18 protein-coding genes and 2 pseudogenes are annotated in these 24,121 nt (G+C 55.4%); 19 read left to right on the top strand and 1 reads right to left on the bottom strand.

The window, feature by feature from the left end; translation table 11 throughout:
* From DXB83_RS15970 to DXB83_RS15860, 19 genes and pseudogenes are all read left to right on the top strand, one after another.
* Positions 1-757 (top strand): annotated as a pseudogene (locus DXB83_RS15970) (MobQ family relaxase); the annotation flags it as partial.
* Between the two features lie 65 nt (positions 758-822).
* Positions 823-1,467, top strand: a complete 645-nt coding sequence (locus DXB83_RS15965; protein ID WP_118697870.1) for a CHC2 zinc finger domain-containing protein — start codon at positions 823-825, stop codon at positions 1,465-1,467.
* Entirely contained in the window at positions 1,436-2,773 is a 1,338-nt protein-coding gene (locus tag DXB83_RS15960; protein WP_044959872.1) for a virulence-associated E family protein, read from the top strand. Before DXB83_RS15965 ends, DXB83_RS15960 begins: the two co-directional genes overlap by 32 nt.
* Before the next feature lie 241 nt (positions 2,774-3,014).
* Positions 3,015-3,212 (top strand): hypothetical protein, encoded by a 198-nt coding sequence (locus DXB83_RS15950; protein WP_003020324.1) that lies wholly within the window; start codon positions 3,015-3,017, stop codon positions 3,210-3,212.
* Complete coding sequence (locus DXB83_RS15945) at positions 3,213-4,883, top strand: recombinase family protein (protein WP_099357301.1); 1,671 nt, start codon at positions 3,213-3,215, stop codon at positions 4,881-4,883. It begins immediately after the preceding gene.
* Between the two features lie 90 nt (positions 4,884-4,973).
* Positions 4,974-5,057, top strand: a pseudogene (locus DXB83_RS15940) (Maff2 family mobile element protein); the annotation flags it as partial.
* A gap of 108 nt (positions 5,058-5,165) precedes the next feature.
* Positions 5,166-6,029, top strand: a complete 864-nt coding sequence (locus tag DXB83_RS15935) for a VirB6/TrbL-like conjugal transfer protein, CD1112 family (RefSeq protein ID WP_002574003.1) — start codon at positions 5,166-5,168, stop codon at positions 6,027-6,029.
* Positions 6,030-6,050: 21 nt separating this feature from the next.
* Positions 6,051-6,626, top strand: a complete 576-nt coding sequence (locus DXB83_RS15930; protein ID WP_118697869.1) for an MT-A70 family methyltransferase — start codon at positions 6,051-6,053, stop codon at positions 6,624-6,626.
* A gap of 5 nt (positions 6,627-6,631) precedes the next feature.
* Positions 6,632-7,069 (top strand): PrgI family protein, encoded by a 438-nt coding sequence (locus DXB83_RS15925; RefSeq protein ID WP_118697868.1) that lies wholly within the window; start codon positions 6,632-6,634, stop codon positions 7,067-7,069.
* Positions 6,978-9,377 (top strand): VirB4-like conjugal transfer ATPase, CD1110 family, encoded by a 2,400-nt coding sequence (locus tag DXB83_RS15920; protein ID WP_199696598.1) that lies wholly within the window; start codon positions 6,978-6,980, stop codon positions 9,375-9,377. Before DXB83_RS15925 ends, DXB83_RS15920 begins: the two co-directional genes overlap by 92 nt.
* 21 nt (positions 9,378-9,398) lie before the next feature.
* Positions 9,399-11,357 (top strand): C40 family peptidase, encoded by a 1,959-nt coding sequence (locus tag DXB83_RS15915; RefSeq protein ID WP_118697866.1) that lies wholly within the window; start codon positions 9,399-9,401, stop codon positions 11,355-11,357.
* A gap of 21 nt (positions 11,358-11,378) precedes the next feature.
* Positions 11,379-11,630 carry a DUF4315 family protein gene (locus DXB83_RS15910; RefSeq protein ID WP_002573999.1) on the top strand — a complete coding sequence of 84 codons (252 nt, stop codon included), beginning with the start codon at positions 11,379-11,381 and terminating at the stop codon, positions 11,628-11,630.
* Positions 11,620-12,360, top strand: coding sequence for a DUF4366 domain-containing protein (locus DXB83_RS15905; RefSeq protein ID WP_118697865.1), 741 nt, complete (start codon positions 11,620-11,622; stop codon positions 12,358-12,360). The genes DXB83_RS15910 and DXB83_RS15905 overlap by 11 nt, the downstream gene beginning before the upstream one ends.
* A 3-nt stretch (positions 12,361-12,363) precedes the next feature.
* Positions 12,364-14,448, top strand: a complete 2,085-nt coding sequence (locus DXB83_RS15900) for a DNA topoisomerase 3 (RefSeq protein ID WP_118697864.1) — start codon at positions 12,364-12,366, stop codon at positions 14,446-14,448.
* Positions 14,449-14,751: 303 nt separating this feature from the next.
* Positions 14,752-15,555, top strand: coding sequence for a helix-turn-helix domain-containing protein (locus tag DXB83_RS15895; RefSeq protein WP_118697863.1), 804 nt, complete (start codon positions 14,752-14,754; stop codon positions 15,553-15,555).
* Positions 15,552-16,154, top strand: coding sequence for an alpha/beta fold hydrolase (locus DXB83_RS15890; protein ID WP_118697862.1), 603 nt, complete (start codon positions 15,552-15,554; stop codon positions 16,152-16,154). The genes DXB83_RS15895 and DXB83_RS15890 overlap by 4 nt, the downstream gene beginning before the upstream one ends.
* Positions 16,155-16,276: 122 nt before the next feature.
* On the top strand, positions 16,277-22,507 hold the full coding sequence (locus tag DXB83_RS16985; RefSeq protein WP_442857938.1) for a YodL domain-containing protein: 6,231 nt from the start codon (positions 16,277-16,279) through the stop codon (positions 22,505-22,507).
* 4 nt (positions 22,508-22,511) lie between these two features.
* On the top strand, positions 22,512-23,456 hold the full coding sequence (locus tag DXB83_RS15865) for a hypothetical protein (protein WP_118697861.1): 945 nt from the start codon (positions 22,512-22,514) through the stop codon (positions 23,454-23,456).
* A gap of 2 nt (positions 23,457-23,458) precedes the next feature.
* Positions 23,459-23,659: a transposon-transfer assisting family protein gene (locus tag DXB83_RS15860; protein ID WP_118697860.1), complete on the top strand. Its 201-nt coding sequence runs from the start codon at positions 23,459-23,461 to the stop codon at positions 23,657-23,659.
* 60 nt (positions 23,660-23,719) lie between these two features.
* On the opposite strand, the gene DXB83_RS17430 is transcribed toward DXB83_RS15860, so the two are convergent.
* Positions 23,720-24,037, bottom strand: coding sequence for a helix-turn-helix domain-containing protein (locus tag DXB83_RS17430; RefSeq protein WP_442857937.1), 318 nt, complete (start codon positions 24,035-24,037; stop codon positions 23,720-23,722).
* Positions 24,038-24,121: the final 84 nt, after the last annotated feature.

Raw genomic sequence — 24,121 nt, 5'->3', positions numbered from 1 at the left:
CTGGATTACCGAGCTGGGAGAAAAACGGAAAGAACTGCTTGCACAAAAGGCGGAGGAGGAAGCAACACTTCTTCCCAATCTGCTGATGAAGTATATGGAGATACGAAAGGAAGAACGGAAGGACTGGACGAGGGCTGGACAGAACCGGGGGACTTCACAGGACTTAAAGGCAGTCAGCGAAGCATTGTCCTATCTCCGGCAAAAGGGACTTTCCACTGTGGAGGACTTAGAAGCGTTTCTGGAAGCGTCCGGGAAATCAGCCGCCGATTACCGCAATCAGATGAAGCCAAAGGAAGCCCGCAGCAAAGTGATTGACGGGATTCTTGCCAGCCGGACAGACTGCAAAGAATGTAAGGCTGTCTATGAGAAGTACCAGAAGATATTTTTTAAGAAAACAAAGGAGAAATTCAAACAGGAACACCCGGAGGTTGCCCGGTATGAGAAAGCCGCCGCCTACCTTGCCAAGCACCCGGACGATAAGGACAGTACCCAAAAGGAGCTGCAAGAGGAGCAGGAAACGCTTCTCAGCGAAATCGCAGAACTGAAAGTACCGCTGACCGAGGTACAGGAGGATTTGAAGAAGCTGCGGGACATCCGCTACTGGGTACGGAAAGCCACACCCGGCACAGAGGAAAGCAAAGAGCCGCCCAAGAAGCAGCCCATCAAGGAAGTCTTGCAGGATAAGGCAGACGAGAAAAAAGCACAAAGAACCGCCCCGGCACAGGCGAAACACAGACAACAGGATATGGAACTTTAACAGGCACTTGCCATTTTCAATCAGAGAATGTCAGGTGCTTTTCTTATTTTCAAGGAGGGATAGATTTGAATGTATTTGAAGCTGTGAAGCAGTCCGTCACAACAAGACAGGCTGCGGAGCATTATGGAATCCATGTAGGTCGGAACGGGATGGCTTGTTGCCCGTTCCATCACGATAAAACCCCAAGCATGAAGCTGGATCGGCGTTACCACTGCTTCGGCTGCGGTACGGATGGGGATGTGATTGATTTTGCCGCCGCTCTGTATGGGCTGGGAAAGAAAGAAGCCGCCGTACAACTGGCACAGGACTTTGGAATTTCCTATGAGGACTGGAAGCCGCCGGGAAAGGTAAAAAAGCCCAAGCCCCGGCAGAAATCCCCGGAGGAACAGTTTCAGGAAGCAAAGAACCGCTGCTCCCGTATCCTTGCCGATTATCTCCACCTGCTTAGGGCATGGAGAAAGGATTATGTCCCGCACTTCCCGGAGGAAGCCTTTCATCCCCGGTTTGTGGAAGCCTTACAGAAGCAAGCCCAAGTGGAATATCTGCTGGATGTGCTGCTGTTCGGGGAGACAGAGGAAAAAGCGGCTTTGATTACGGACTACGGAAAGGATGTGATACAGCTTGAACAACGAATGGCAGAGCTTGCAGCCGCAGACGCAGCAAGAACTAAAAAACACCATGAACGCTATGCAGCCGCCCCAGAGCATTGAGGAAATCAAGGCGGGGCTGGAAACTACCGAGAAAGGCGGTGTCCGTCAGAGCATCCGGAACTGCCTGACCGTATTCCAGCGTGACCCGCTGCTTTCCGGGGCTATCGCATACAACATTCTGACCGACCGCAAGGACATCATAAAGCCCATCGGTTTTCACAGGGAAAGCACCGCCCTGAACGATACGGACATGAAGTATCTGCTTCTTTATCTGGAAGAAACCTATGGGCTTACCAATGAGAAAAAGATTGATAACGCCATCGGGATTGTGGCGAATGAAAACAAGTACCATCCCATCCGGGACTATCTCAATACCCTTGTGTGGGACGGGACAGAACGAATCCGTTTCTGCCTGCGGCACTTTCTGGGGGCTGACGCAGACGATTACACCTATGAAGCGTTGAAGCTGTTCCTGCTGGGTGCAATCTCACGAGCCTTTCAGCCGGGGTGCAAGTTTGAAATCATGCTCTGTCTGGTCGGAGGTCAGGGGGCTGGCAAGTCCACCTTCTTCCGTCTGCTGGCAGTCCGGGACGAGTGGTTCTCCGATGATTTGCGGAAGCTGGACGATGACAATGTGTACCGCAAGCTGCAAGGTCACTGGATTATCGAAATGTCGGAAATGATGGCAACCGCAAACGCCAAGAGCATCGAAGAAATCAAGTCATTTTTAAGCCGGCAGAAGGAGGTCTACAAGATACCCTATGAAACCCACCCGGCAGACCGCCCCCGCCAGTGCGTGTTTGGCGGCACTTCCAATGCTCTTGACTTCCTGCCCCTTGACCGTTCCGGCAATCGCCGCTTTATCCCCGTCATGGTGTACCCGGAACAAGCCGAGGTTCACATTTTGGAGGATGAAGCTGCTTCCAGAGCCTATATCGAGCAGATGTGGGCAGAAGCGATGGAGATTTACCGAAGCGGCAGGTTCAAGCTGGCTTTCAGCCCCGCCATGCAGCGGTATCTCAAAGAACACCAGCGGGATTTTATGCCGGAGGACACCAAAGCCGGGATGATACAGGCGTATCTTGATAAGTACACCGGGAGCATGGTCTGCTCCAAGCAGCTCTACAAGGAAGCCTTGAACCATGCCTTTGACGAGCCGAAGCAATGGGAAATCCGGGAAATCAACGAGATTATGAACCAGTGCATTTCCGGCTGGCGGTACTTCCCGAACCCAAGAATGTTTTCCGAATATGGCAGACAAAAGGGCTGGGAGCGTGAAAACCCGGCAACGGACTCCGGCAACCCGTCTGAAAAAACGATGGATGGTTTTGTGGAGGTCACAGAACAGATGGAGCTTCCATTCTGAAAATGACAGCCTGTTGCACCCCCTGTTGCTATCCCGTTGCCGAGCCGGTTGCCGGGGAAAATCCCGAAACTATCGGCTTTTCTCCCCTATGACAACCAAAACAACAGAAAAATAAAAGAAAAGTATAAATAGTAACCATCGCCAGATTGAGATTGTTTGCAAGGTCTTTTGAAGCCCGTTGCCGGACTTCGTTGCCGACACCCTCTGTCTGGCTATTTTCATGTATGGAGGATAACTGCCTATGGCAAAAAACAAAACAGAGATTCATGTTACAACGGTATTTGACGGGGAACTGGACGCAACCGATGTGTTCGTCAGCCTGATTTCCCAGAAATACGGTAAGACAAATACGAAAGAATATCTTGCTAAAAGGAAAGATATGAGCTATAATGAAGATGAGGTTCAAAAGAGCCAGATACCGTCTGGATTGTGTGGGTAAATGGCTATGATGAACGAAATGGAATACAGAACAATCGGTTCGGCACTTGCCGGAGGGTATCGTGCAGCGGTCTATTGCAGGCTGTCAAAGGACGATGACCTGCAAGGCGAAAGTGCCAGTATCGCAAACCAGCGTGATATGCTGGAAAAATACTGCGAAAAGCAGGGATGGGAGGTTGTGGCAGTCTATCAGGACGATGGCTTCACAGGTCTTAATATGGAGCGTCCTGATTTACAGAGAATGTTGAGAGCCATTGAGCGCAGGCAAATCAACCTTGTCATCACGAAAGACCTCAGCCGACTGGGGCGTAACTATCTGCAAACCGGGCATTTGATTGAGGACTTTTTCCCAAGAAACGGTGTCCGCTATATCGCCATGAATGACGGTATCGACACCCTGCGTGATAACAACGATATTGCCCCGTTCAAGAATATCCTGAACGAGATGTACAGCAAGGATATTTCCAAGAAAGTCCATTCCTCTTATCTTCTGAAAGCGCAGAAAGGACAGTTTACCGGGTGTCTTGCCCCGTTTGGGTATCGGAAAGACCCGGAGGACAAAAACCATCTGCTCATTGACGAGGAAACCGCCCCGATTGTGCGACTGATTTTCGGATATGCCCTGAACGGTCATGGTCCGAACTATATCCGCAGACGGCTGGAGGAAGAAAAAATCCCCTGCCCCACATGGTGGAACCGGGAACGGGGGCTTCGCAATACCCGCACCAAATGGGAAAAGAAAGACCCAGAAAAAGGACGGTATATGTGGGACTTCTCCGTTATCAAAGACCTTTTGATGAATCCCGTCTACACCGGGGCGATTGCTTCCCAGAAAAAGGACTACCGTTTCAAAATCGGCACGATTGGGGAAAAGAAGCCGGAGGACTGGATTGTGGTGGAGGGGCAGCATGAACCGCTGATTGACCGCATGAGCTTTGACATTGTGCAGAATAAGCTGAAATCCCGCCAGCGTCCGGGGCAGACCAATGAAATCAGCCTGTTTGCCGGACTGATAAAATGCGGCGAGTGTGGGAAGTCGCTGACGGTACGCTACACAAACGCAAAACATCCTCAGCAGATTTATTCCTGCAAGACCTACAATGCCTTTGGAAAGAACCACTGCACCCAGCATCGGATTGACTATGACACCCTTTACAGCCATGTGCTGCGGAAAATCCGGGAATGTGCCAGAGCTGCCCTGATGGACGGGGAAGCGGTTGCCGACCGCCTGACCAATACCTGTGAAGCCGAGCAGCGGGAACAGCGGGAAGCAATGGAACGCTCCCTTACAAGGGACGAGGAACGGATTGAGATTCTGGACAAAATGGTAATGCGGCTTTATGAGGATATGATTGCAGGGCGTATCAGTGAACAGAATTTCAACACCATGCTGGAAAAGACACAGACCGAGCAGACGGAGCTTAAAACAAAAGTGTCCGAGGGCAGAAAGCGGCTGTCCGATGAAGTCCAGCTTGCCAATGATGCAAAACAATGGGTGGAAGCCATTCAGGAATACGCCAACATCACAGAGCTGGACGCAGCCACCCTTAACCGCTTAATCAAAGAAATCGTCGTGCATGAGCGCATTGACGAAGATAAAACAAGACACATTTCTATCGAAATTCATTTTAATCTCAAACCCATCCCAGAGGTGGAACAGGTCACTGCCTGACCTGTCCCGCCGGGACGGTTCTCTTAAAAACACCATATAGATTTTTTGTACGCCGCCGCCCGCCATCGAGCAGAGTTTTACACCTAATTGGGGATAAAACAGCTCGTCGCGGGCGGTGGCGTTGCCCTGATCGGCGTCACTCTGGTTCCCCTGCTGTCTGGTCTGCTGGGCTGATCTTCCCGGCTGTCCGCCAACCAGCCCAACCATAACTGTTAAATCCTGAAACCCCGCAGCGCTCTCCCGGTTCCATGCGGGAGAGCGCTGCAAAGGAGGTGAACCCACATGATAGGCGAACTCATAGGGGATTGGATCAAAGGCATTTTAATCGACGGCATCATGGGCAACCTGTCCGGGCTGTTCAGCACGGTCAATACGAAAGTCGGGGAAATCGCCTCGGATGTGGGGACGACGCCGCAAGCGTGGAACAGCGGCATATTCAATATGCTGCAATCCCTGTCGGACACGGTGATCGTCCCCATTGCAGCGGCGATCCTTGCCGTTATCATGTGCTATGAGCTGATAGACATGATCGTGGAAAAGAACAATATGCACGATTTTGACACGTCCATGTTCTTCCGCTGGATTTTCAAAAGTGCTTTTGCCATTCTCATTGTGACGAACACATGGAATATCGTCATGGGCGTTTTCGACGCCACCCAAGCCGTCGTCAACCAGAGCGCCGGGGTGATTATCGGGGAAACCAGTATTGACTTTGACACCCTCATTCCCGACCTTGAAGCACAACTGGAAGCTATGGACATCGGGCCGCTTCTCGGCCTGTGGTTCCAGACCCTTGTTGTGGGGCTGACGATGAACATTCTTTCCATCTGCATTTTCCTTGTGACCTACGGAAGAATGATTGAGATTTATGCCGTGACCGCGCTGGGGCCGATCCCCCTTGCCACGCTGGGCAATGCGGAGTGGCGCGGCGTCGGCCAGAACTACTTGAAATCCCTGTTGGCGCTGGGCTTCCAAGCCTTTTTGATTATGGTGGTTGTCGGCATCTATGCGGTGCTGATCCAGCAGATCGGACAGGCAGCGGATATATCCGGGGCCATTTGGGGCTGTATGGGCTACACGGTTCTGCTCTGCTTCTGTCTGTTCAAGACCGGCAGCATATCGAAAGCCGTCTTTACCGCGCATTAACAGACAGGAGGACTACCAACCATCGAGGAAGTACAAAAGAAACGATACCACATCATTTACGCCGATCCGCCGTGGCGGTATGAGTGCAAGAAAACAGGTGCGGCGGAACATCACTATCCCACCATGAGCATTGACGAGCTGTGCGCCCTGCCGGTGGAAACACTGGCGGAAAAGGACTGTCTGCTGTTTTTGTGGGCTACATTCCCGCAGCTCCCGGAAGCCCTGCGCCTGATCCGGGCATGGGGCTTTACGTTCAAAACGGTGGCCTTTGTCTGGTTAAAGCTCAACAAGAAAAGCCCCACATGGTTTTACGGGCTGGGCTACTGGACGAGAGGCAATGCGGAAATCTGCCTGCTTGCCAAACGAGGCAAACCCAAGCGCCGCAGCGCCGGTGTCCATCAGTTTATTATTTCCCCCGTGGAGGAACACAGCAAAAAGCCGGACGTGACCCGTGACAAAATCATTGAGCTGGCGGGCGACCTGACCCGCGTAGAGCTGTTTGCCAGACAGAAAGCGCCCGGTTGGGACGTTTGGGGAAACGAGGTGGACAGTGATCTTTCCCTGACCCCACAAGAAACTGTATCAGAAACGAGGTGATTTGAATGGCTTATGTGACCGTCCCAAAGGATTTGACCCGTGTAAAATCCAAGATTGTGTTTGGGCTTACCAAACGGCAACTGATCTGCTTCGGCGGTGCGCTTCTTGTAGGCGTCCCGCTTTATTTTTTGCTCCGGGGCCGGGTGACTGGCAGCGCGGCGGCCCTGCTCATGGTATTTATCATGCTGCCGGGCTTCCTGCTGGCCCTGTACGAGCGCCACGGCCAGCCCCTTGAAGTGGTGGTATGGCAGATCGTCCAATGCTGCTTTATCCAGCCCAAGGAAAGGCCCTACCAAACCGACAACGCCTATACTGCCCTTATGCGGCAGCACCAAATGGAAAAGGAGGTAAATGCGATTGTCCGAAAAGCAAAGAAACGAGCCGCCTGTAAAGCTCACCCGCGCCGAAAAGCGGGAAATACAGGCCATCATCCGCAAGTATAAGGGCGACGGCAAAGCCCATTCCGCACAGGCCAGCATCCCGTATCAGGCCATGTACCCGGACGGGATTTGCAGGGTGACGGCCAACACGTTCAGCAAGTGCATCGAGTTTGCCGACATCAGCTATCAGCTTGCACAGGCCGACACCAAGACAGCCATTTTTGAAAACCTGTGCGATCTCTACAACTATCTGGACGCCTCGATCCACGTCCAGTTTTCCTTTGTCAACCGCAAGACCGACCCCAAGCAGTACGCCAAGAGCTTTGAGATCAAGGCGCAGGGGGACGACTTCGACGACATCCGGGCGGAGTATTCCGGCATCCTGCAAGACCAGCTTGTGCGGGGCAACAACGGCCTCACCAAGCGCAAGTTCCTGACATTCACCATCGAGGCCGACAACCTGAAAATGGCCCGCGCCCGTCTGACCCGCATTGAAACCGACCTGCTGGGCTATTTCAAGACGATGGGGGCCGTGGCTCATGTGCTGGACGCCAAGGAACGTCTGGAAGTGCTGCATGGGGTACTCCACCCCGACGCCGAGCCGTTTCAATTTGAATGGAAATGGCTGGCCCCGTCCGGCCTCTCCACCAAAGATTTTATTGCCCCGTCCTCGTTCCGCTTCGGCAATTCCCGGATGTTCGGGCTGGGCGGCAAGTATGGGGCTGTGAGCTTCTTAAACATCCTGTCCCCGGAGCTGTCGGACGAAATGCTGGCCGACTTTCTCAACACGGAAAACGGCATTGTCGTCAATCTCCATGTGCAGGCCATCGACCAGAGCGAGGCCATCAAGACGGTTAAGCGCAAGATCACCGACCTTGACGCCATGAAGATACAGGAACAGAAACGAGCTGTCCGCAGCGGCTACGACATGGACATCCTGCCCAGCGACCTTGCCACCTACGGACAGGACGCCAAGGAGCTTTTGAAAACCCTGCAAAGCCGGAATGAGCGAATGTTCCAGATCACCTTTCTGGTGATGAACACCGCCGACACCCGGCAGAAGTTGGAGAACGATGTATTTTGGGCCGCAGGCGTGGCACAGAAATACAACTGTTCTCTTGTCCGTCTGGACTACCAGCAGGAACAGGGCCTTATGAGCAGCCTGCCGCTGGGGGCCAACCACATCAAGATCGAGCGTTCCTTGACGACTTCCAGCGTGGCCGTGTTTGTGCCTTTCGTGACACAGGAGCTTTTCATGGGCGGCGACGCCATGTATTACGGCGTCAATGCCAAGACCGGCAACATGATTATGCTGGACAGAAAACGGGCGCGGTGTCCCAACGGCTTGAAGCTGGGTACTCCCGGTTCCGGCAAATCCATGAGCTGTAAATCCGAGATCGTCAGTGTGTTCCTCTGTACCCCGGACGATGTATATATCTGCGATCCAGAGGCGGAATATTATCCCCTTGTGAAGCGGCTCCACGGCCAAGTGGTGAAACTGTCGCCTACCAGCAAATCCTATGTAAACCCGCTGGACATCAACCTGAATTACAGCGAGGACGAAAATCCGCTGGCCTTGAAAAGTGATTTCGTGCTGTCGTTCTGTGAGCTTGTCATGGGCGGCAAGAACGGGCTGGAAGCCATTGAAAAGACGGTCATTGACCGTGCTGTGCAGGTGATCTACCGGCCTTATCTGGCAGACCCCCGCCCGGAGAATATGCCGATCCTGTCCGATCTGCATCAAGCCCTGTTAGACCAGCATATCCCGGAGGCTGACCGTGTGGCGCAGGCCCTTGACCTGTATGTAAACGGCAGCCTAAACGTCTTTAACCACCGCACCAATGTCAACATCGAAAACCGCATTGTGGCCTTTGACATCAAAGAGCTGGGAAAACAATTAAAGAAGCTCGGTATGCTCATTGTCCAAGACCAGATTTGGGGCCGTGTGACCCAAAACCGCAGCCAAGGCAAGGCGACGTGGTACTTCTGCGACGAGTTCCATTTGCTTTTGCGAGAGGAACAGACGGCAGCTTTCTCCTGCGAGATTTGGAAGCGATTCAGAAAATGGGGAGGCATCCCGACCGGGGCGACCCAGAACGTCAAAGACCTGCTTTCTTCCCCGGAGATCGAAAACATTCTGGAAAACAGCGACTTCATTTGCCTGCTCAATCAGGCGTCCGGCGACCGGCGCATCCTTGCGGAGCGATTGAACATTTCCCCGCAGCAGTTACGGTATGTGGACAATTCTGAACCCGGCGAGGGGCTTTTGATCTATGAAAATGTGATTCTGCCGTTCCGCAACCCCATCCCGCAGCGCAGCCAGCTCTACAAGATTATGACGACCCGGTTAGGTGAGGGCGAAACGGTATGACAGACAAGGAGGTGACGCCCTATGAAGCAGTTGAAACCCCGTGACAAGGTGACGCAGCACATGACCCGCGACGGCCTGACGCTGGATAACCAGACCACCGGCGAGAGCATCAACATTTCCAGCCGGGAGGCCGAACAGGACTATTCCGCAGCCGAGCCGGGCGGCACCGCTGAAAAGGTGCTGGAACGTGCCGGAGACATCCGGGAGCGCAGCAAGGCGAAGCGGGCCGCCAAGGATGGCGCGAATACAGCGGCGCAGGCCACCGGCCCCGCGTCCCGCCTGCAATTCACCGCCGAGGAACGGGCCGATCCCGCCCTTTCCAAGTACGTTCACAAGGCGGAAAAGCGGGCGGATAAGCTGGACGCAGCCAAAGAAGCCCTGCCGAAAAAGCGCGTCGTCACCACGGAAACCGTCTATGACGAGGCCAAGGGCAAGGCCAAAACCAAGCTGCACTTTGACAAGGTGGAGAAACCGGCCCCCAAGCTCAAACCCAACCCGGCCAGCCGTCCGATGGAGGAAGCGGGCCTGTATCTGCATGGGAAAATCCATGAGGTTGAGCATGAGAATGTGGGCGTCGAGGGCGGCCATAAGGGAGAAGAACTTGCCGAGCGCCAAGCAGGAAAAGCCATCCGCAGCGGCATCCGGCGTCATAAGCTCAAACCCTACCGGGCCGCAGCCAAGGCCGAGAAAAAGGCCATTGCCGCCAATGCGGAGTACATCTACCAGAAATCCTTGCGGGACAACCCAGAAATGGCGCAGGCGGTGAAAAACCCGGTGGCCCGGTTCTGGCAGAAACAGAAAATCAAACGGGACTATGCCAAGGCAGCACGGGCGGCGGGTCAGACGGCAAAGGGCGCAGCCAGCGCCACCAAAACCACCGCCGCAGCCGCCAAGAAAGCCGCCGAGAAAAGCAAACAGGCCGCGTCCTTTGTGGCCCGGCACTGGAAAGGTGTGCTGCTGATCGGCGGCGTGGGCCTTATGCTCATGCTGATTATGGGCGGCCTGCAATCCTGTACGGCCATGTTCGGCAGCGCAGGAACCGGCGTGGCGGCCACGTCTTATCTGTCCGAGGACAGCGATATGCTGGGGGCGGAAGCCGCCTATGCGGACATGGAGGCCGATTTGCAGTATGAGCTTGACAACTACGAAAGCCTGCACCCCGGCTATGACGAATACCGTTTCGATCTGGACGAGATCGGCCATGACCCCTATGTACTGACTTCCATCCTGTCGGCGCTGCATGAGGGCGTCTATACGCTGGGCGACGTGCAAGGCGACCTTGCCATGCTCTTTGAGAAGCAATACACCCTGACACAGACCATTGAAACCGAAACCCGATACCGCACCGAAACCCGGACGGACAGCGAGGGCAACCCCTACACCGTGCAAGTTTCCTACACCTATTACATCTGCAACGTGAAGCTGGAAAACTTCGATATGTCCCATCTGCCTGTTTACATCATGGGCGAGGAACAAATGAGCCTGTATGCGGTGTATATGCACACGCTGGGCAACCGGCCAGACCTGTTTCCCAACGGCACCTATCCCAACGCTTCCACCGTCAAGGAGCCGACCTATTACGACATTCCCCCGGAGGCTTTGGAGGACGCCACCTTTGCCGCAATGATGGCCGAGGCGGAAAAGTATGTGGGTTATCCATATGTGTGGGGCGGCAGCTCTCCCAGCACCAGCTTTGATTGCAGCGGCTTTGTGAGCTGGGTAATCAATCACAGCGGATGGGACGTGGGACGGCTGGGCGCACAGGGCCTTTGCAATATCTGTACCCCTGTTTTCCCGGAGCAGGCCAAGCCCGGCGACCTTGTATTTTTTGTCGGCACCTACGACACCCCCGGCGTTTCCCATGTCGGCATTTATGTGGGCAATTCCGTGATGTTGCACTGTGGCGACCCTATTTCTTACACCAACCTCAATTCGAGTTATTGGCAGCAGCATTTCTATTGTTACGGGCGTCTGCCTTGACGCCAGAAAGGAGTTTTGACGATGGCAAACAAACTTGACCGTATCGAAAAAGACATTGAGAAAACCAAGGCCAAGATCGCGGAGCTGCAAAAGCAGCTTCGGGAGCTGGAAGCGGCAAAGACCGAACAGGAGAATTTGCAGATCATCCAGCTTGTGCGCGGCCTGAACATGAAGCCGGAGGAATTTGCGGCGTTCCTGCGTGGCGGCGCTTTGCAGACCGCCCCGGCCCCGCAGCCGGATTTTGAACAGGAGGACAATGCCGATGAAGAATAAGATCATTCGCACGTTTACCGTGACGCTGGCCGCCGTGCTTTGCCTGACGGCCTTTTCCACCACCGCGTTTGCCGGTGGTACTGACCCCAACCCGGAGCCTTTGCCGGAAACCACCGAGGCCCCGCAGGAGGAAGAACCCACCACCGGCGGCATGGAGCCGGAGGGCGTACCTGTCACCCCGGAGGGCAACGCAACACTGGTGGATGATTTCTACGGAGATAAGCAGCTTATCACCGTTACCACCAAGGCGGGCAACTACTTTTATATCTTGATCGACCGCGCCAACGAGGACAAGGAAACCGCCGTTCACTTCCTCAACCAAGTAGACGACGCCGACCTGCAAGCACTGTTGGAGGACGGCAAAACCGCCCCGGAAACCTGTACCTGTACGACCAAGTGCGCGGCGGGAGCCGTCAACACGAATTGCCCGGTATGTAAAACCAATATGACCGAGTGTACCGGCCCGGAGCCGGAACCGCAGGAGCCGGAGGAAACCGAGCAGCCGCAGGAAGATGAAGCGAAAAGCACCGGCATGGGCGGTCTTGTGGTGTTCCTTGTAGTGGCCCTGATCGGCGGCGGCGCGGCCCTTTACTTCTTCAAGTTTAAGAAGCCCAAGGCCGACACCAAGGGCGGCGACGAGCTGGACGAATACGATTTTGGCGAGGACGAGGACGACGAGGACGAACCGGCCCCGGAGGACGAGGAACCCGCGCAGGATAAGGAGGAATAAGGAATGAGTATTCAGTTGGTAATTGCAGAGAAACCGAGCGTCGCCCGCAGCATTGCGGGCGTGATCGGTGCGGATCAGAAAAAGGACGGCTACATGGAGGGAAACGGCTATCTGGTGAGCTGGTGTATCGGCCACCTTGTTTCCCTTGCCGACGCCGCAGCCTATGACGAGCGTTTCAAGAAGTGGCGCTATGACGACCTGCCGATTTTGCCGCAGGAGTGGCAGTACATCATCCCCGCCGAGAAAAAAGGACAGTTTGCCGTGCTGCGTTCCCTGATGGAGCGCCCCGACGTGACGGGCCTTGTGTGCGCCACCGACGCCGGGCGTGAGGGCGAATTGATTTTCCGTTTCGTCTACCAGATGGCGGGCTGCAAAAAGCCGTTCAAGCGCCTTTGGATTTCCAGCATGGAGGACGCCGCGATCCGCGAGGGCTTTGCCCACCTGAAACCGGAGGCCGACTACGACGACCTGTATCAATCGGCCCTGTGCCGGGCGCAGGCCGATTGGCTGGTGGGGATCAACGCCACCCGGCTTTTCTCCATCCTCTATCACAAGACCCTGACCGTGGGCCGTGTCCAGACGCCTACCCTCAATATGCTGGTTGACCGGGAGGCCAAGATCAGCAATTTCAAGAAAGAGAAATACCACATTGTCCATATCGCGGCGGGCGGCATGGAGGCGGCCAGTGACCGCTTTATGAACCCCGACGACGCCGACGCCACCAAGACGGCCTGTGCAGGAGCGCAGGCCGTTTGTGTATCGGTGAAGCGTGAGAAAAAGGCGGAGCAGCCGCCCCGCCTTTACGATCTCACCACCTTGCAGCGGGAGGCCAACCGCCTGTTTGGATTTACCGCCAAGCAGACCCTTGACTATGCCCAACAGCTCTATGAAAAGAAGCTGCTGACTTATCCCCGCACCGACAGCCAGTACCTTACCGACGATATGCAGCCCACAGCGGAAAGCATTGTGTCCGGCCTGTGGCCGCTGCTTTCCTTTGCGGCAGGGCTGGACATTGCCCCGCAGTTTGGCCGGGTGCTGAACAGCAAAAAGGTGTCCGATCACCACGCCATTATCCCCACGATGGAGTTTGTGCAGAAAGGCTTTGACGGGCTGACCGAGGGCGAAAAGAAACTGCTGTCCCTTGTGTGCTGCAAGCTGCTGTGTGCTGTGGCCGCGCCCCATGTGTATGAGGCTGTCACCGCCACATTCACCTGCGCCGGGAACGAGTTCACCGCCAAGGGCAAAACCATTCTCACCCCCGGCTGGAAAGAGATTGAGCGCCGCTTCAAGGCGTCGTTCAAGACCGACGCCGACGAGGACGCGCCGGAGCTGGCAAGGGAGCTGCCGGAGATCACCGAGGGCCAGACCTTTGACCCGGTGGAGGCCAGTATCACCGAGCATTTCACTACGCCGCCCAAGCCCTATACCGAAGATACGCTGCTGTCTGCTATGGAACGTGCCGGGGCCGAGGATATGCCGGAGGACGCCGAGCGCCAAGGTTTGGGAACCCCGGCAACCCGCGCTTCCATTCTGGAAAAGCTGGTGCAGATGGGCTTTGTGGAACGCAAAGGCAAGCAGCTACTTCCCACCAAGGACGGCCACAACCTTGTGTGTGTCCTGCCGGAAGTGCTGACTTCTCCCCAGCTCACGGCGGAATGGGAAACCAAGCTGACGGCCATTGCCAAGGGCGAGGCCGACCCGGAGGGCTTTATGGTGGGCATTGCGGAAATGACCCGGAGCCTGATTTCCCGATATTCGCAGATCAGCGAGGACGCGCAGAAGTTGTTTCAAACCGAGCGTGTGGTTATCGGCAAGTGTCCCCGCTGCGGCGAAGCCGTCTACGAGGGCAAGAAAAACTATTACTGCGGAAACCGGGCCTGCCAGTTTGTCATGTGGAAGAATGACCGATTTTTTGAGGAACGGGGCAAGACGTTCACCCCGAAGATCGCCGCCGCGCTGCTCAAAGACGGAAAGGCAAAGGTAAAGGGCCTGCGCTCCATGAAAACCGGGAAAACCTACGACGGGACGGTGCTTTTGGCCGATACCGGCGGGAAGTACGTTAACTACCGCGTGGAGAAAAGAAGCTGACGGAGTAACGTAGCAAGCATAGGAAGTGTAGCCACACTTCCGATAAATCCCTGACCCGGCCACCTGCCGGGCCGGGGATTTTGCTTGTTGGGGAAAGCCCCAAACCCCTGTTTTTCTCTCCGCGTTCACAATTATCATGTTTCAAAAAACTGTTTTCACTGGTATAATCAAAGAAATAGCTGATTGTGCGTTAAAAAATGATAGCGCAATGGTTCGTTGCGGCGGTTCCTGCTTGCGTTGGTAGAAATAGAACGCCTTATTTGCTATGATTTTCTAAAAACAATAGCAGGAGGAAACTTCATTATGACCCTCGGAGAGAAAATACAAAAACTAAGAAAGCAGCGCGGACTTTCCCAAGAGGCGCTTGCCGAAAAGGTAACGGTTACACGGCAGACGATTTCAAAATGGGAATTGGGGCAATCTACCCCCGATCTGGATTTTATCGCCCAGCTTAGCGACATCTTCAATGTATCTTCTGATTACCTGATTAAAGATGAAATGATTGAGCCAGACGAGCTACTATATAAAAAGCGTAGTTACCACTTATCCGAAAGAGGCAAGCGCATTATTTTGGTAGTTGTTTCTGCGGCAGCTTTAATCGCTGGATGTGTGTGCTTGATCTGCGACTATTTTACTTCGGACAGATTATCGTGGTCATTGATTGCTGTTGCTTCAATTATAGCTGCATGGCTTATGTTGCTTCCAAGTCTGATTTCCAGAACAAGGATCGTTTTGAAAACCTTAGTTGCAGTCAGTGTTATCCCTTTTCCGCTACTGGCAATATTGTCTTTGCTTTTGAAAAGGTCAGTTATATTCACGTTGGGCGTTTGCATAACGCTGATTGTGATTGCTGCAATCTGGACAATGTATATAATTTTCCGCAAGTGCAGAAAAAACTTGTGGCGGGCATTTGGCTTTGCCCTGCTGGTTTTAATACCAGTACCGATTGCAATTACTCATATTACAGCTTGTTTTTTACCGCAAGTCCAGTTTGATTTTACATCTGACATATTCAACAGCGGGATCACCCTTGCGCTTTCTCTCGTGTGCTTTGGGGTAGATTATTTGCTCTATCACAGGAAAGGGGATGTAACAGGGAAAAAATGAAAACAGTTCTTCTACACGGATTGGGACAAACAGCACAAGACTGGAAAGATGTAGTCTGTCAACTTTCAACTTCTAATGTCGAGTGTCCAGAGCTTTTTTCTTCAATGGGGAATGAAATATCCTACTCCCGGATTTTGGCTAATCTTGAACGGCAGTATTCTGATGCAACAGAGCCGCTTTATATTTGTGGCCTATCGTTAGGGGCGCTGCTTGCCCTCGACTTTACTATTCGTCATGGGGATAAAGTGGCTTCGCTGGTCTTAATCGGCGCACAATACAAAGTACCAACATTACTGATAGATTTTCAAAATCTCTTGTTCCGCTGTATGCCCGCTAAGAGTTTTTACAACATGGGATTATCAAAAAGTAACACAATTAAACTGTCCCATTCGATGCGGTCATTGGATTTTACTTCACAATTAAGCAAGATTACCTGTCCTGTTACTGTTTTGTGTGGAGAAAAAGATAGGGCCAATCTAAAAGCATCGAAAAAGTTAAATGAGTTACTTTCCCAAGCAACTTTGCAAATTGTCAGCGGTGCAGGCCATGAAATTAACAAAGATGCACCAGAAGTTATTGCTGCCATACTTAATATGTAATTAGCATTTTAGACAACCGAATAATTTGCCGCCCACCGGCGGCACCACCCAGCAGGAAATCTTTCAAAGGTTTCCTGCTTTTCTTATGCCATTTTTTAGAAAGGAGCGACCAAATGAGCGAAGTGTTTTCTATCCTGCTTCATAACCGACAGCGTTATGAGCAAGGCAAAGAGGGCCTTTGGTTTTCTTTGCCGACCACAACCGAAAAGCTGCAAGAAGCCCTGCGGGAAATCGGGATCAGTGCCGACAATCCGCAGGACTTTTTCTTGTACGACTACCGAAGCACGCAGGAGCGTCCCATTAAGCTGCCCCGCGATCTGGTGTTGTCCGCCGATGTGGACGAACTGAACTTCCTTGCCGCGAGGCTGGAAAAGCTGGACGCCGCCGAGCTTGCGGAGCTGAACGCCGCCCTGACAAGCCCGCAGAGCGACTTCCACAGCATCGGACAGATCATCGACTACCCCGACAACGTGGACTACTATGTGCATCTGCCGGATGTCACCGGCACGGGCCAGTTGGGTGACTACTACCTGAACCGTTCCGGCATGGTGGATATGCCGGAGGAATGGAAAGCGGGAATTTTCCTGCCCCGTTTCGGCCTACATATTGCCAATACGGAGCATGGTGTTTTCACCGATTACGGCTATCTGGTGAAAAGCGGCGACGAGTGGCAGCGTGTCCATGAGGGCCAGCCGGTGCCGGAGGAATACCGTGTGATGGCCTATCCCGCGCCGGAAATTCTGCGGGACGAGGCCCCGGCCCGGACGGTGCAGCCAGAGGTAGCGCCCACCGCCGAAGCTGCGGCCCCGCCGCCCGTCGTCCCCATTATTCTCAACAGCCAGAACGGCGCCGACCGCATGAAAGAAATCACCGACCGGCTGGAAACCGGCATACAGGAGCTTTTCGAGAGTGAACGCTACACAGCCTATCTCACCTCTATGGCGAAGTTCCACAGTTACAGCTTCAACAATACGCTGCTGATCGCCATGCAGGGCGGCCAGCTTGTGGCTGGCTACAACAAGTGGCGGGACGATTTTCACCGCAATGTGAAGCGGGGCGAGAAAGGCATCAAAATTCTGGCTCCGGCTCCCTACAAGGTGAAAAAGGAAATGCCGAAGCTGGACGAACAGGGTCAGCCGGTCATGGACAAGGACGGCAAGCCTCTGACCGAAGTACAGGAAACGCAAGTTCCGGCGTTCAAAATCGTGTCTGTCTTTGATGTGAGCCAGACCGAGGGCGAACCGTTGCCATCTATCGGTGTGGACGAGCTGGCCGGAAATGTGGAGCAATACGAGGACTTCTTCAAGGCACTGGAACAGACTTCCCCCGTGCCGATGGCCTTTGAGGACATCCCCGGTGGTTCTCACGGCTACTACCACCTGACGGAAAAGCGGATCGCCATACAGGAGAACATGAGTGAGCTGCAAACTTTGAAAACAGCCATCCATGAGATTGCCCATGCCAAGCTCCACGCCATTGACCCGGACGCCCCTGTGACCAAGCAGGCCGACCGGCCCGACAGCCGCACCCGCGAGGTGCAGGCCGAGAGCGTGGCCTATGCCGTCTGCCAGCACTACGGACTGGACACGTCCGACTATTCCTTTGGGTATGTGGCTGGTTGGAGTTCCGGCAAAGACCTGAAAGAGCTGCGGGCGTCCCTTGAAACCATCCGGGCCACCGCCCATGAGCTGATTACCACCATCGACGGCCACCTTGCCGAGCTTCAGCAACAGCGGCAGGCGCAGCAGGCCGTGGAGCAAACTGTGGAACAGGCCGCCGAGCAGCCTGCCCCCGACAGTGTGTTTTCCAAGCTGCCCCCGGAACAGCAGCAGAAAATGACCGACAGTGTAAAGGCCATGCTGCAAACCCTGATTGACGCCGATGTGAAATCAACCGGCGAGGTGACGCAAGGCACGTTAGACGCCATTCAGACACAGGGCTTTGTCCTTTCCGACGACGGGACGCTGCAACGGGCCGAGGCCCAGCCGGAGCCGCAGCCGTGGAATGGGATTGACGGCCTTTTGAACAACAAACCCATTATGCCGGAGGCCACCCCCACGGAACGGGCCAACGCCCTGATCGACTGGGCCGAGCGCAACGGACAGCGCATGGGCAACGAGGAACGCCGGTTGATCGTGGAGTACGCCGAGGCTGTGGGCAACACGGACAAGGTGATCGAGCTTATCAACCGCCTGTGCGAACATGGCTATGAAATGCAGCACGGCCATGTGGACGAGCTGGTGAAAAGCCGGATTGACCGGGAAATCGCAGAGGCCAAGGCCGCACAGCAGCCCACCCTTGACCCCACGGCAGAGCCGGTTGTGACGATCCTTTTCACCGAAAGCCCCGATTTGGAAATGGGCCAGCAAATGCCGCTGCATGAGGCCGACGCCCTGTTTGCCCGGCTGGACGCAGAACATCGGGGCGGCGGCTACTATGACAAGACCGACTTCCGCATTGATTTTACATTCCAAGGAGAGCCGCACAGCTATTCCGGGCGGCAGGATTTTGGCGACCGGGACGGTTCCCTGATTAAGCATATCCGGGAGTATCAGACCTTTTATCTCAACGATGAAAACTGGAAAGACCATCTGACCCGACAGGGCGGCCCGGAGGCATGGGCGGAGGATCACGCCAGCCGGGAAGCCTTTCTCACCGAGATCATCCCCTACATGGAGCTGCATTGCAACCTGTCCCGGCTGGAACAGGAGGCGCAGACCCGTTTGGCGTCCAGCGACACCCTGACGCCGGAGGAAACCGCCTACTATGGGGCGCTGGTGGACTACGCTATGGAGTGCCGTCCGCTGCTCAACCACGGAGAGCCTTTGCCGGAAATGCCGAAACTGACCGACTTTGACCAGAGCTTGCAGGACTACAAAGCGCAGGTGGAGGCGGAAATTGCACAGGAGGCCGCCGATGCCGGTATGACCGTGGAGGAATATGCGGCGGCTGGCTATGAGGCCCCGGCCCAGCCGCAGGAGGTCAAAGAGCCGCCCCAGCAAGAAGCCCCGGAACAGCAGACAAAAGAACCTGCGGCGTCCGACTACTACTATTCCATCAATGAGGGCGCGGCCCGCCGTGCCAAGGAAATGAACAGCTTTTCCGACTACAAGCCCGGCAGCGCCACAGCCGAATACCGGCATTATGTGGATAAAGCCTTTGCGCTGGCACAGGAACAGAAAAAGCGCGTCGATCCCATGTACCATGAGAAGATCGACAGCCTGCTTGACACCTATGCCCGGAAGCTGGCTGCCAACATGAACCACGGCTATGAGATTGACGCCCGTGTGCCGTCCATTTTGATTGCCGGTGGTTCCAATTTCCCGGTACGCCAGAAAGAGAAACAGAACGCGGCCCGCGACAGCAATATGCAGGAATGGCAGTACATCCAAGGGCTGCTTGATAAAATCCGCAGCACCGGCATGGGCGGCATCAGGCAGGACGATCCGCAGGCCATTCCCAAGCTGCAAAAAAAGCTGGCCGGTCTGGAAAAGGCGCAGGAAACCATGAAAGCGGTCAATGCCTATTACCGCAAACACGGTACGCTGGACGGCTGCCCGCACCTCTCTCCTGAAAACCTTGAAAACCTGAAAGCAGATATGGCGTCCAGCTGGCACTATGAAAAGAAGCCGTTTCAGAGCTGGGAGCTGTCCAACAACAATGCGGAAATCCGCCGTGTCCGGCAGCGGATCGAAAGCCTGACCCGCGCAAATGAAGTGGCCTATGTGGGCTGGGAATTTGACGGCGGCCATGTGGAGGCCAACCGGGAACAAGGCCGCTTGCAGGTGTTCTTTGACGGCAAGCCGGAGGTGGACGCCCGCCAGCAGTTGAAAGAACACGGTTTCCGCTGGGCGCCGAGTGTGGGCGCATGGCAGCGGCTTTTGAACGACAATGCCTACTATGCGTCGGACAGGATTGCTTGTATTCAGCCCCTTTCCGGCATCAAGCCCACGGAGCTGCAACGCAACAGCAGCCGAGAACAGCGGGCGCAGGCGGCACAGGAACAGGCCGAGCCGGACTACTTCTACCGGGTACACGCCAACCCCCGCAGCGACAGCCGGGAAAACCTGTATATGCTGCAAGCCTATATCCCGCAGGATAACGGCAGGGCCAAGATCGGGGATGTGCTGTATGTCGGGACGCCGGAACGGTGCCGGGAGTTGATGGATCAGCTCAACACCGGGGAGCTGACGCAGGAAGCCGTCAAGGAGCTGTATGCCAAGGAACAGGAGCAGCCGACACAGGAACCCACCACGGAACAGGAACCGGCACCAGAGCCGGAGCTGGAACAAGAACCCGTGCCGGAGCCGGAGCCGGAAACCGCCCCGGAGCCTGAAGTTACTTCCGACGCCGAGCCGCAGGCGGCCCCCGCCGAAACCCTGACGGAGTTGCAGAAAAAGGCGTTGGAAATCGCTGACCGATACAAAGACCTGCCCTTGCAGGCCAAAATTGATGCGATCGCGCAGGCGTTTGGCTGTAAGACCGGCGAAATCCACACGTCCCCCTGTACCGGCAAATGGCGCGGCACCAGCGATATGACGATCCGTTTTGACAACGGCGCGTCCCTGTTTATCGGCAACCACCTGACGCCGAAAGCCAAGACGGTCAAGGTGCAGACGGAATGTGTCAACCGTACTTTGGTACAGTACAACCCGGAGATCGTCAAGGCCACCAAGGAAGTGGCCCTGCCCGCGCTGTTGCAGCGGGAGGCCAAGGACAACGAGATCGCAGCCCAAAAGGGCTTGAAGCCCTACACGCTGCTCAATGTAGAGTTCAACGAGGGAGCCGACGAAAAGACCGGCGGTTTAATGGGCTGGTACTATGTGACGCTGGCCGTGGACGGCAAAATCTGTACCCATCTGGAAACGGGATTGAACCATGATATTTCGGACGGCAAGGTGAGCGACACCCCATCACGGGCCGACTACTATCCGGCAGGAGCCTTGAAAGAGGCCGATGTGGACTACGTTTTCAACAATGTGGGTTTTTCCTCTGTGTCCACCCTCTATACGGTGCCGCTGCGGGACGATGTGCGGGAACGTGCCGAAAAGACGCTGGCCGAGCGCAGCGCCGCCGCGCCGGAGGCAAGCCGGGAATGGGGCTTTTACATCATTCCCGACCTGAAAACATGGGCCACCAATGCCGAGCAGCAGACCCCGATAGAGCATTTCGCCACCTTTGAGGAAGCCAAGGCCCGGTTCGACGAGCTGCGGAGCCAGCCCTATAACAGCGAGGCCAAGGATTTGAACACCGATGGCCGACCCTACGCCCATCTGACGCTGGGCATGGAAAGCAAGGACGGCATGAGCGCCGCCGATATTCTCCATGTGCGGGCGGGCCAGAATTATCTTGTGGAGGACTTCACCCGCATGGAACGGCTGCGGAGTGATCCCGTGGTACTGGAAAGCCTTTCCCGTGTGGCACAGGAAATCGGCTTTGACCGGGTGCGGCCCTATGTGGTGGAGAACGGCAGCTACAAGGCCATACCGGATATGCCGTTCACCCAATGGGAAAACCCGTATTTCACCGTCGATCCCCCGAAGCAGGGCGATACCTTTACCATCTACCAGCTCAAAGACGGGCCGGAAACACGGAATTATCGCTATGAGGCTTACGAGAGCTTGCAAGAAGCGGGGCTGGCCGTTGACCGGCAGAATTACGATCTGGTTTACACGGCCCCGCTGGACGGCAAAACCACGCTGGAGGATATTTACCGTACATTCAACCTTGACCGTCCCGCCGACTTCACCGGCCACAGCCTTTCCGTTTCCGACGTTGTGGTGCTGACCCGCAGCGGCAAGGAGGAAGCCCATTACTGTGACAGCTTAGGCTTTACGCCGGTGCCGGAGTTCTTCTTGCAGCGGGAAAAACAGCTTACGCCACGGGAATTGCTGACCGGCGAGAGCATCCAGACCCCACGGGGCAGTTTCCTTGTAACGGATATGAACCGGGAGCAGTTGGAAGCCGCAGGCTATGGTTTCCACCACCAATCCGAGGACGGCAAGTATCTTATCATGGGCAACGGCACGGACGCCTTTGCCATCCCCGCCCAGCAGGAAAGCCCCATCAAGGCCGCTGAAATGACGACCGAGCAGAACTACAACATGATCGACGGCGTTCTGAACAATGCCCCGACCATGAGCGAGCTGGAAGCCAAGGCCAAAGCCGGGGAACAGATTTCCTTGTTTGACGTGGCCGAGGCAGCCAAGGCGGAGGCCCGAAAGCCCAAGCAGCCCCAGCGCCCGGCGCAGAAACAGAAAAAGCCGTCCATCCGGGCGCAGCTCAAAGCCGCCAAGGAGGAACAGCAGAAGAAACCGCCGCAGCGGGAGAAAGCACAGGAATTGGAGGTGTGACGCCATGAACAGGTTTGAGAATGTGGATGTTCTGGCCGCGCTGGAACAGCTCATGCGGCAGAACACCGCCTTTTATCGCAACGATTTTGAGATCGACAAGGAGATCATCGGGCGGGCCGCTGCCAGCGACAAGGCCGAGGACAGGACGCTTTTGTGGATGTCCCGCCCGTCCGGGACGCACTGTTTCCGGGAAAGTGATGTGTACCTGCAAGGCACCCCGCAGCACAACACATGGAAGTTTTACGGGGAGCAGACCCGTGACCGGGTGCTGGCCTACGCCGTGGAGCTGACCGGCAAGGTGCGGGGTGTCATTCGCGGCAATCTCTATGAGCTGGACTATCCCCAGCACTTCCGGCACGTCGCAGCCGAGGCGGTACAGGCCGACAACATCATCCTGCACTATGAAAAGGGCGACCGGGAGCAGCCCGCCGGTCTGTACTTCGACGGACGGCCCGATCCCAATCTGGGGGCGTTCCTGCGGTATGAGGCCAAGCCCAATGAGCCGGAACACCTGCGGGAGCTGTTGCGGCATGAACAGAAAGGCCGGGCGCAGCTTGCGCCCGGCGACTTTAAGTCCCACGTCACGGCGCTGCATGACAGCATGATTTTGGCCGAGGCGCAGCGGATCGTGGCCGGACTGAAAGATCTGTCCGCCCCCAACAGCCCCAACAAGACGCATTTCATGGTGGAGCTGTCCCCATACTTTGTGCAGATTGCATCCAGCAAGGACACCGACCGGCTGTTTTCCATGCTGCCCTATAAATCCTTGTGCTTTACCGGCATGAAAGACCGGCACGGCCTGTATGCGGTGATCGGCAGGGACGAGAACCGGGACAAGGAAGTGCGGAGGCCCCGCGCTTCCATCCGCAGGCAGCTATCCGAAAGCAAACAGGCCCAAGCCCCGAAAAAGCCCCCGGCCAGAACCAAGAAAAACGAATTGGAGGTATGACAATGCAGTTTACCGTGGAAGAAGAAAACCTGATCTGTATGTATCACAAGAGCGACCGGCGCAGGACGGCGGCCAACATCCGGGCCGCCCTGCCGGACATGGACGAGGACATGGCGGCGCTGGCCCGCCAGACCGCCGACAAGCTGGACACCATGCACGACGCCGACTTTGAGGCGCGGCAGTTCCATTTCACGGACGAGTGATCCAAGCATAGCAAAGCGCCGGGCGCGGGGGCTGTATGCCTCTGCGTCCGGCGCTCTTTTTTATTCCTGTTCCATCGGGAAGTGTGGCAGTTCTTCCAGCAGCTTCAGAATAAGGTGCTGCTTCATATCCTCGTCAACGGCCAGCTCGTCGATCATGGGGGTGTAGTGTTCGATCACTTTATCTTTAGCCCACTTCTCACCGGCGACGGCGGCCCTGATGGTATCAGTGTCCAGTAACATTTCCTGTTCGGCCATCGTGTCAACTCCTGTCGTTTTTTGTCTTATTCCAGCATACCACAGAACCGGCAGGAAAACCAGCGCCGGAAAGATTTTCCTACGCATTTCAAAGCCCGTTCCGGCAGGTATTTGATAAATCATTCTGCCACCCCACCGACCACCGCCGAAAAGTCTTGATTTCCGTGGGCTTTTTGCCCCCTAAATGCGTAGACAGGAGGGGCTTTT

Origin of the sequence: Blautia sp. OM06-15AC (genome assembly GCF_003481425.1) — a bacterium.
In the GTDB taxonomy this organism is placed as follows: domain Bacteria; phylum Bacillota; class Clostridia; order Lachnospirales; family Lachnospiraceae; genus Fusicatenibacter; species Fusicatenibacter saccharivorans.
Note: the sequence above shows the minus strand (reverse complement) of the source record. Positions and strands in the feature narration are given on the sequence as shown.

Bases quoted from the DNA above. Each gene is read 5' to 3' on its own strand.
- DXB83_RS15900 (WP_118697864.1), top strand. From the start codon at position 12,364: ATGAGTATTCAGTTGGTAATTGCAGAGAAACCGAGCGTCGCCCGCAGC.
- DXB83_RS15915 (WP_118697866.1), top strand. From the start codon at position 9,399: ATGAAGCAGTTGAAACCCCGTGACAAGGTGACGCAGCACATGACCCGC.
- DXB83_RS15950 (WP_003020324.1), top strand. From the start codon at position 3,015: ATGGCAAAAAACAAAACAGAGATTCATGTTACAACGGTATTTGACGGG.
- DXB83_RS15865 (WP_118697861.1), top strand. From the start codon at position 22,512: ATGAACAGGTTTGAGAATGTGGATGTTCTGGCCGCGCTGGAACAGCTC.
- DXB83_RS15945 (WP_099357301.1), top strand. From the start codon at position 3,213: ATGGCTATGATGAACGAAATGGAATACAGAACAATCGGTTCGGCACTT.
- DXB83_RS15890 (WP_118697862.1), top strand. From the start codon at position 15,552: ATGAAAACAGTTCTTCTACACGGATTGGGACAAACAGCACAAGACTGG.
- DXB83_RS15860 (WP_118697860.1), top strand. From the start codon at position 23,459: ATGCAGTTTACCGTGGAAGAAGAAAACCTGATCTGTATGTATCACAAG.
- DXB83_RS15935 (WP_002574003.1), top strand. From the start codon at position 5,166: ATGATAGGCGAACTCATAGGGGATTGGATCAAAGGCATTTTAATCGAC.
- DXB83_RS17430 (WP_442857937.1), bottom strand. From the start codon at position 24,037: ATGATTTATCAAATACCTGCCGGAACGGGCTTTGAAATGCGTAGGAAA.
- DXB83_RS15920 (WP_199696598.1), top strand. From the start codon at position 6,978: ATGCGATTGTCCGAAAAGCAAAGAAACGAGCCGCCTGTAAAGCTCACC.
- DXB83_RS15895 (WP_118697863.1), top strand. From the start codon at position 14,752: ATGACCCTCGGAGAGAAAATACAAAAACTAAGAAAGCAGCGCGGACTT.
- DXB83_RS15905 (WP_118697865.1), top strand. From the start codon at position 11,620: ATGAAGAATAAGATCATTCGCACGTTTACCGTGACGCTGGCCGCCGTG.
- DXB83_RS15960 (WP_044959872.1), top strand. From the start codon at position 1,436: ATGAACGCTATGCAGCCGCCCCAGAGCATTGAGGAAATCAAGGCGGGG.
- DXB83_RS15910 (WP_002573999.1), top strand. From the start codon at position 11,379: ATGGCAAACAAACTTGACCGTATCGAAAAAGACATTGAGAAAACCAAG.
- DXB83_RS15925 (WP_118697868.1), top strand. From the start codon at position 6,632: ATGGCTTATGTGACCGTCCCAAAGGATTTGACCCGTGTAAAATCCAAG.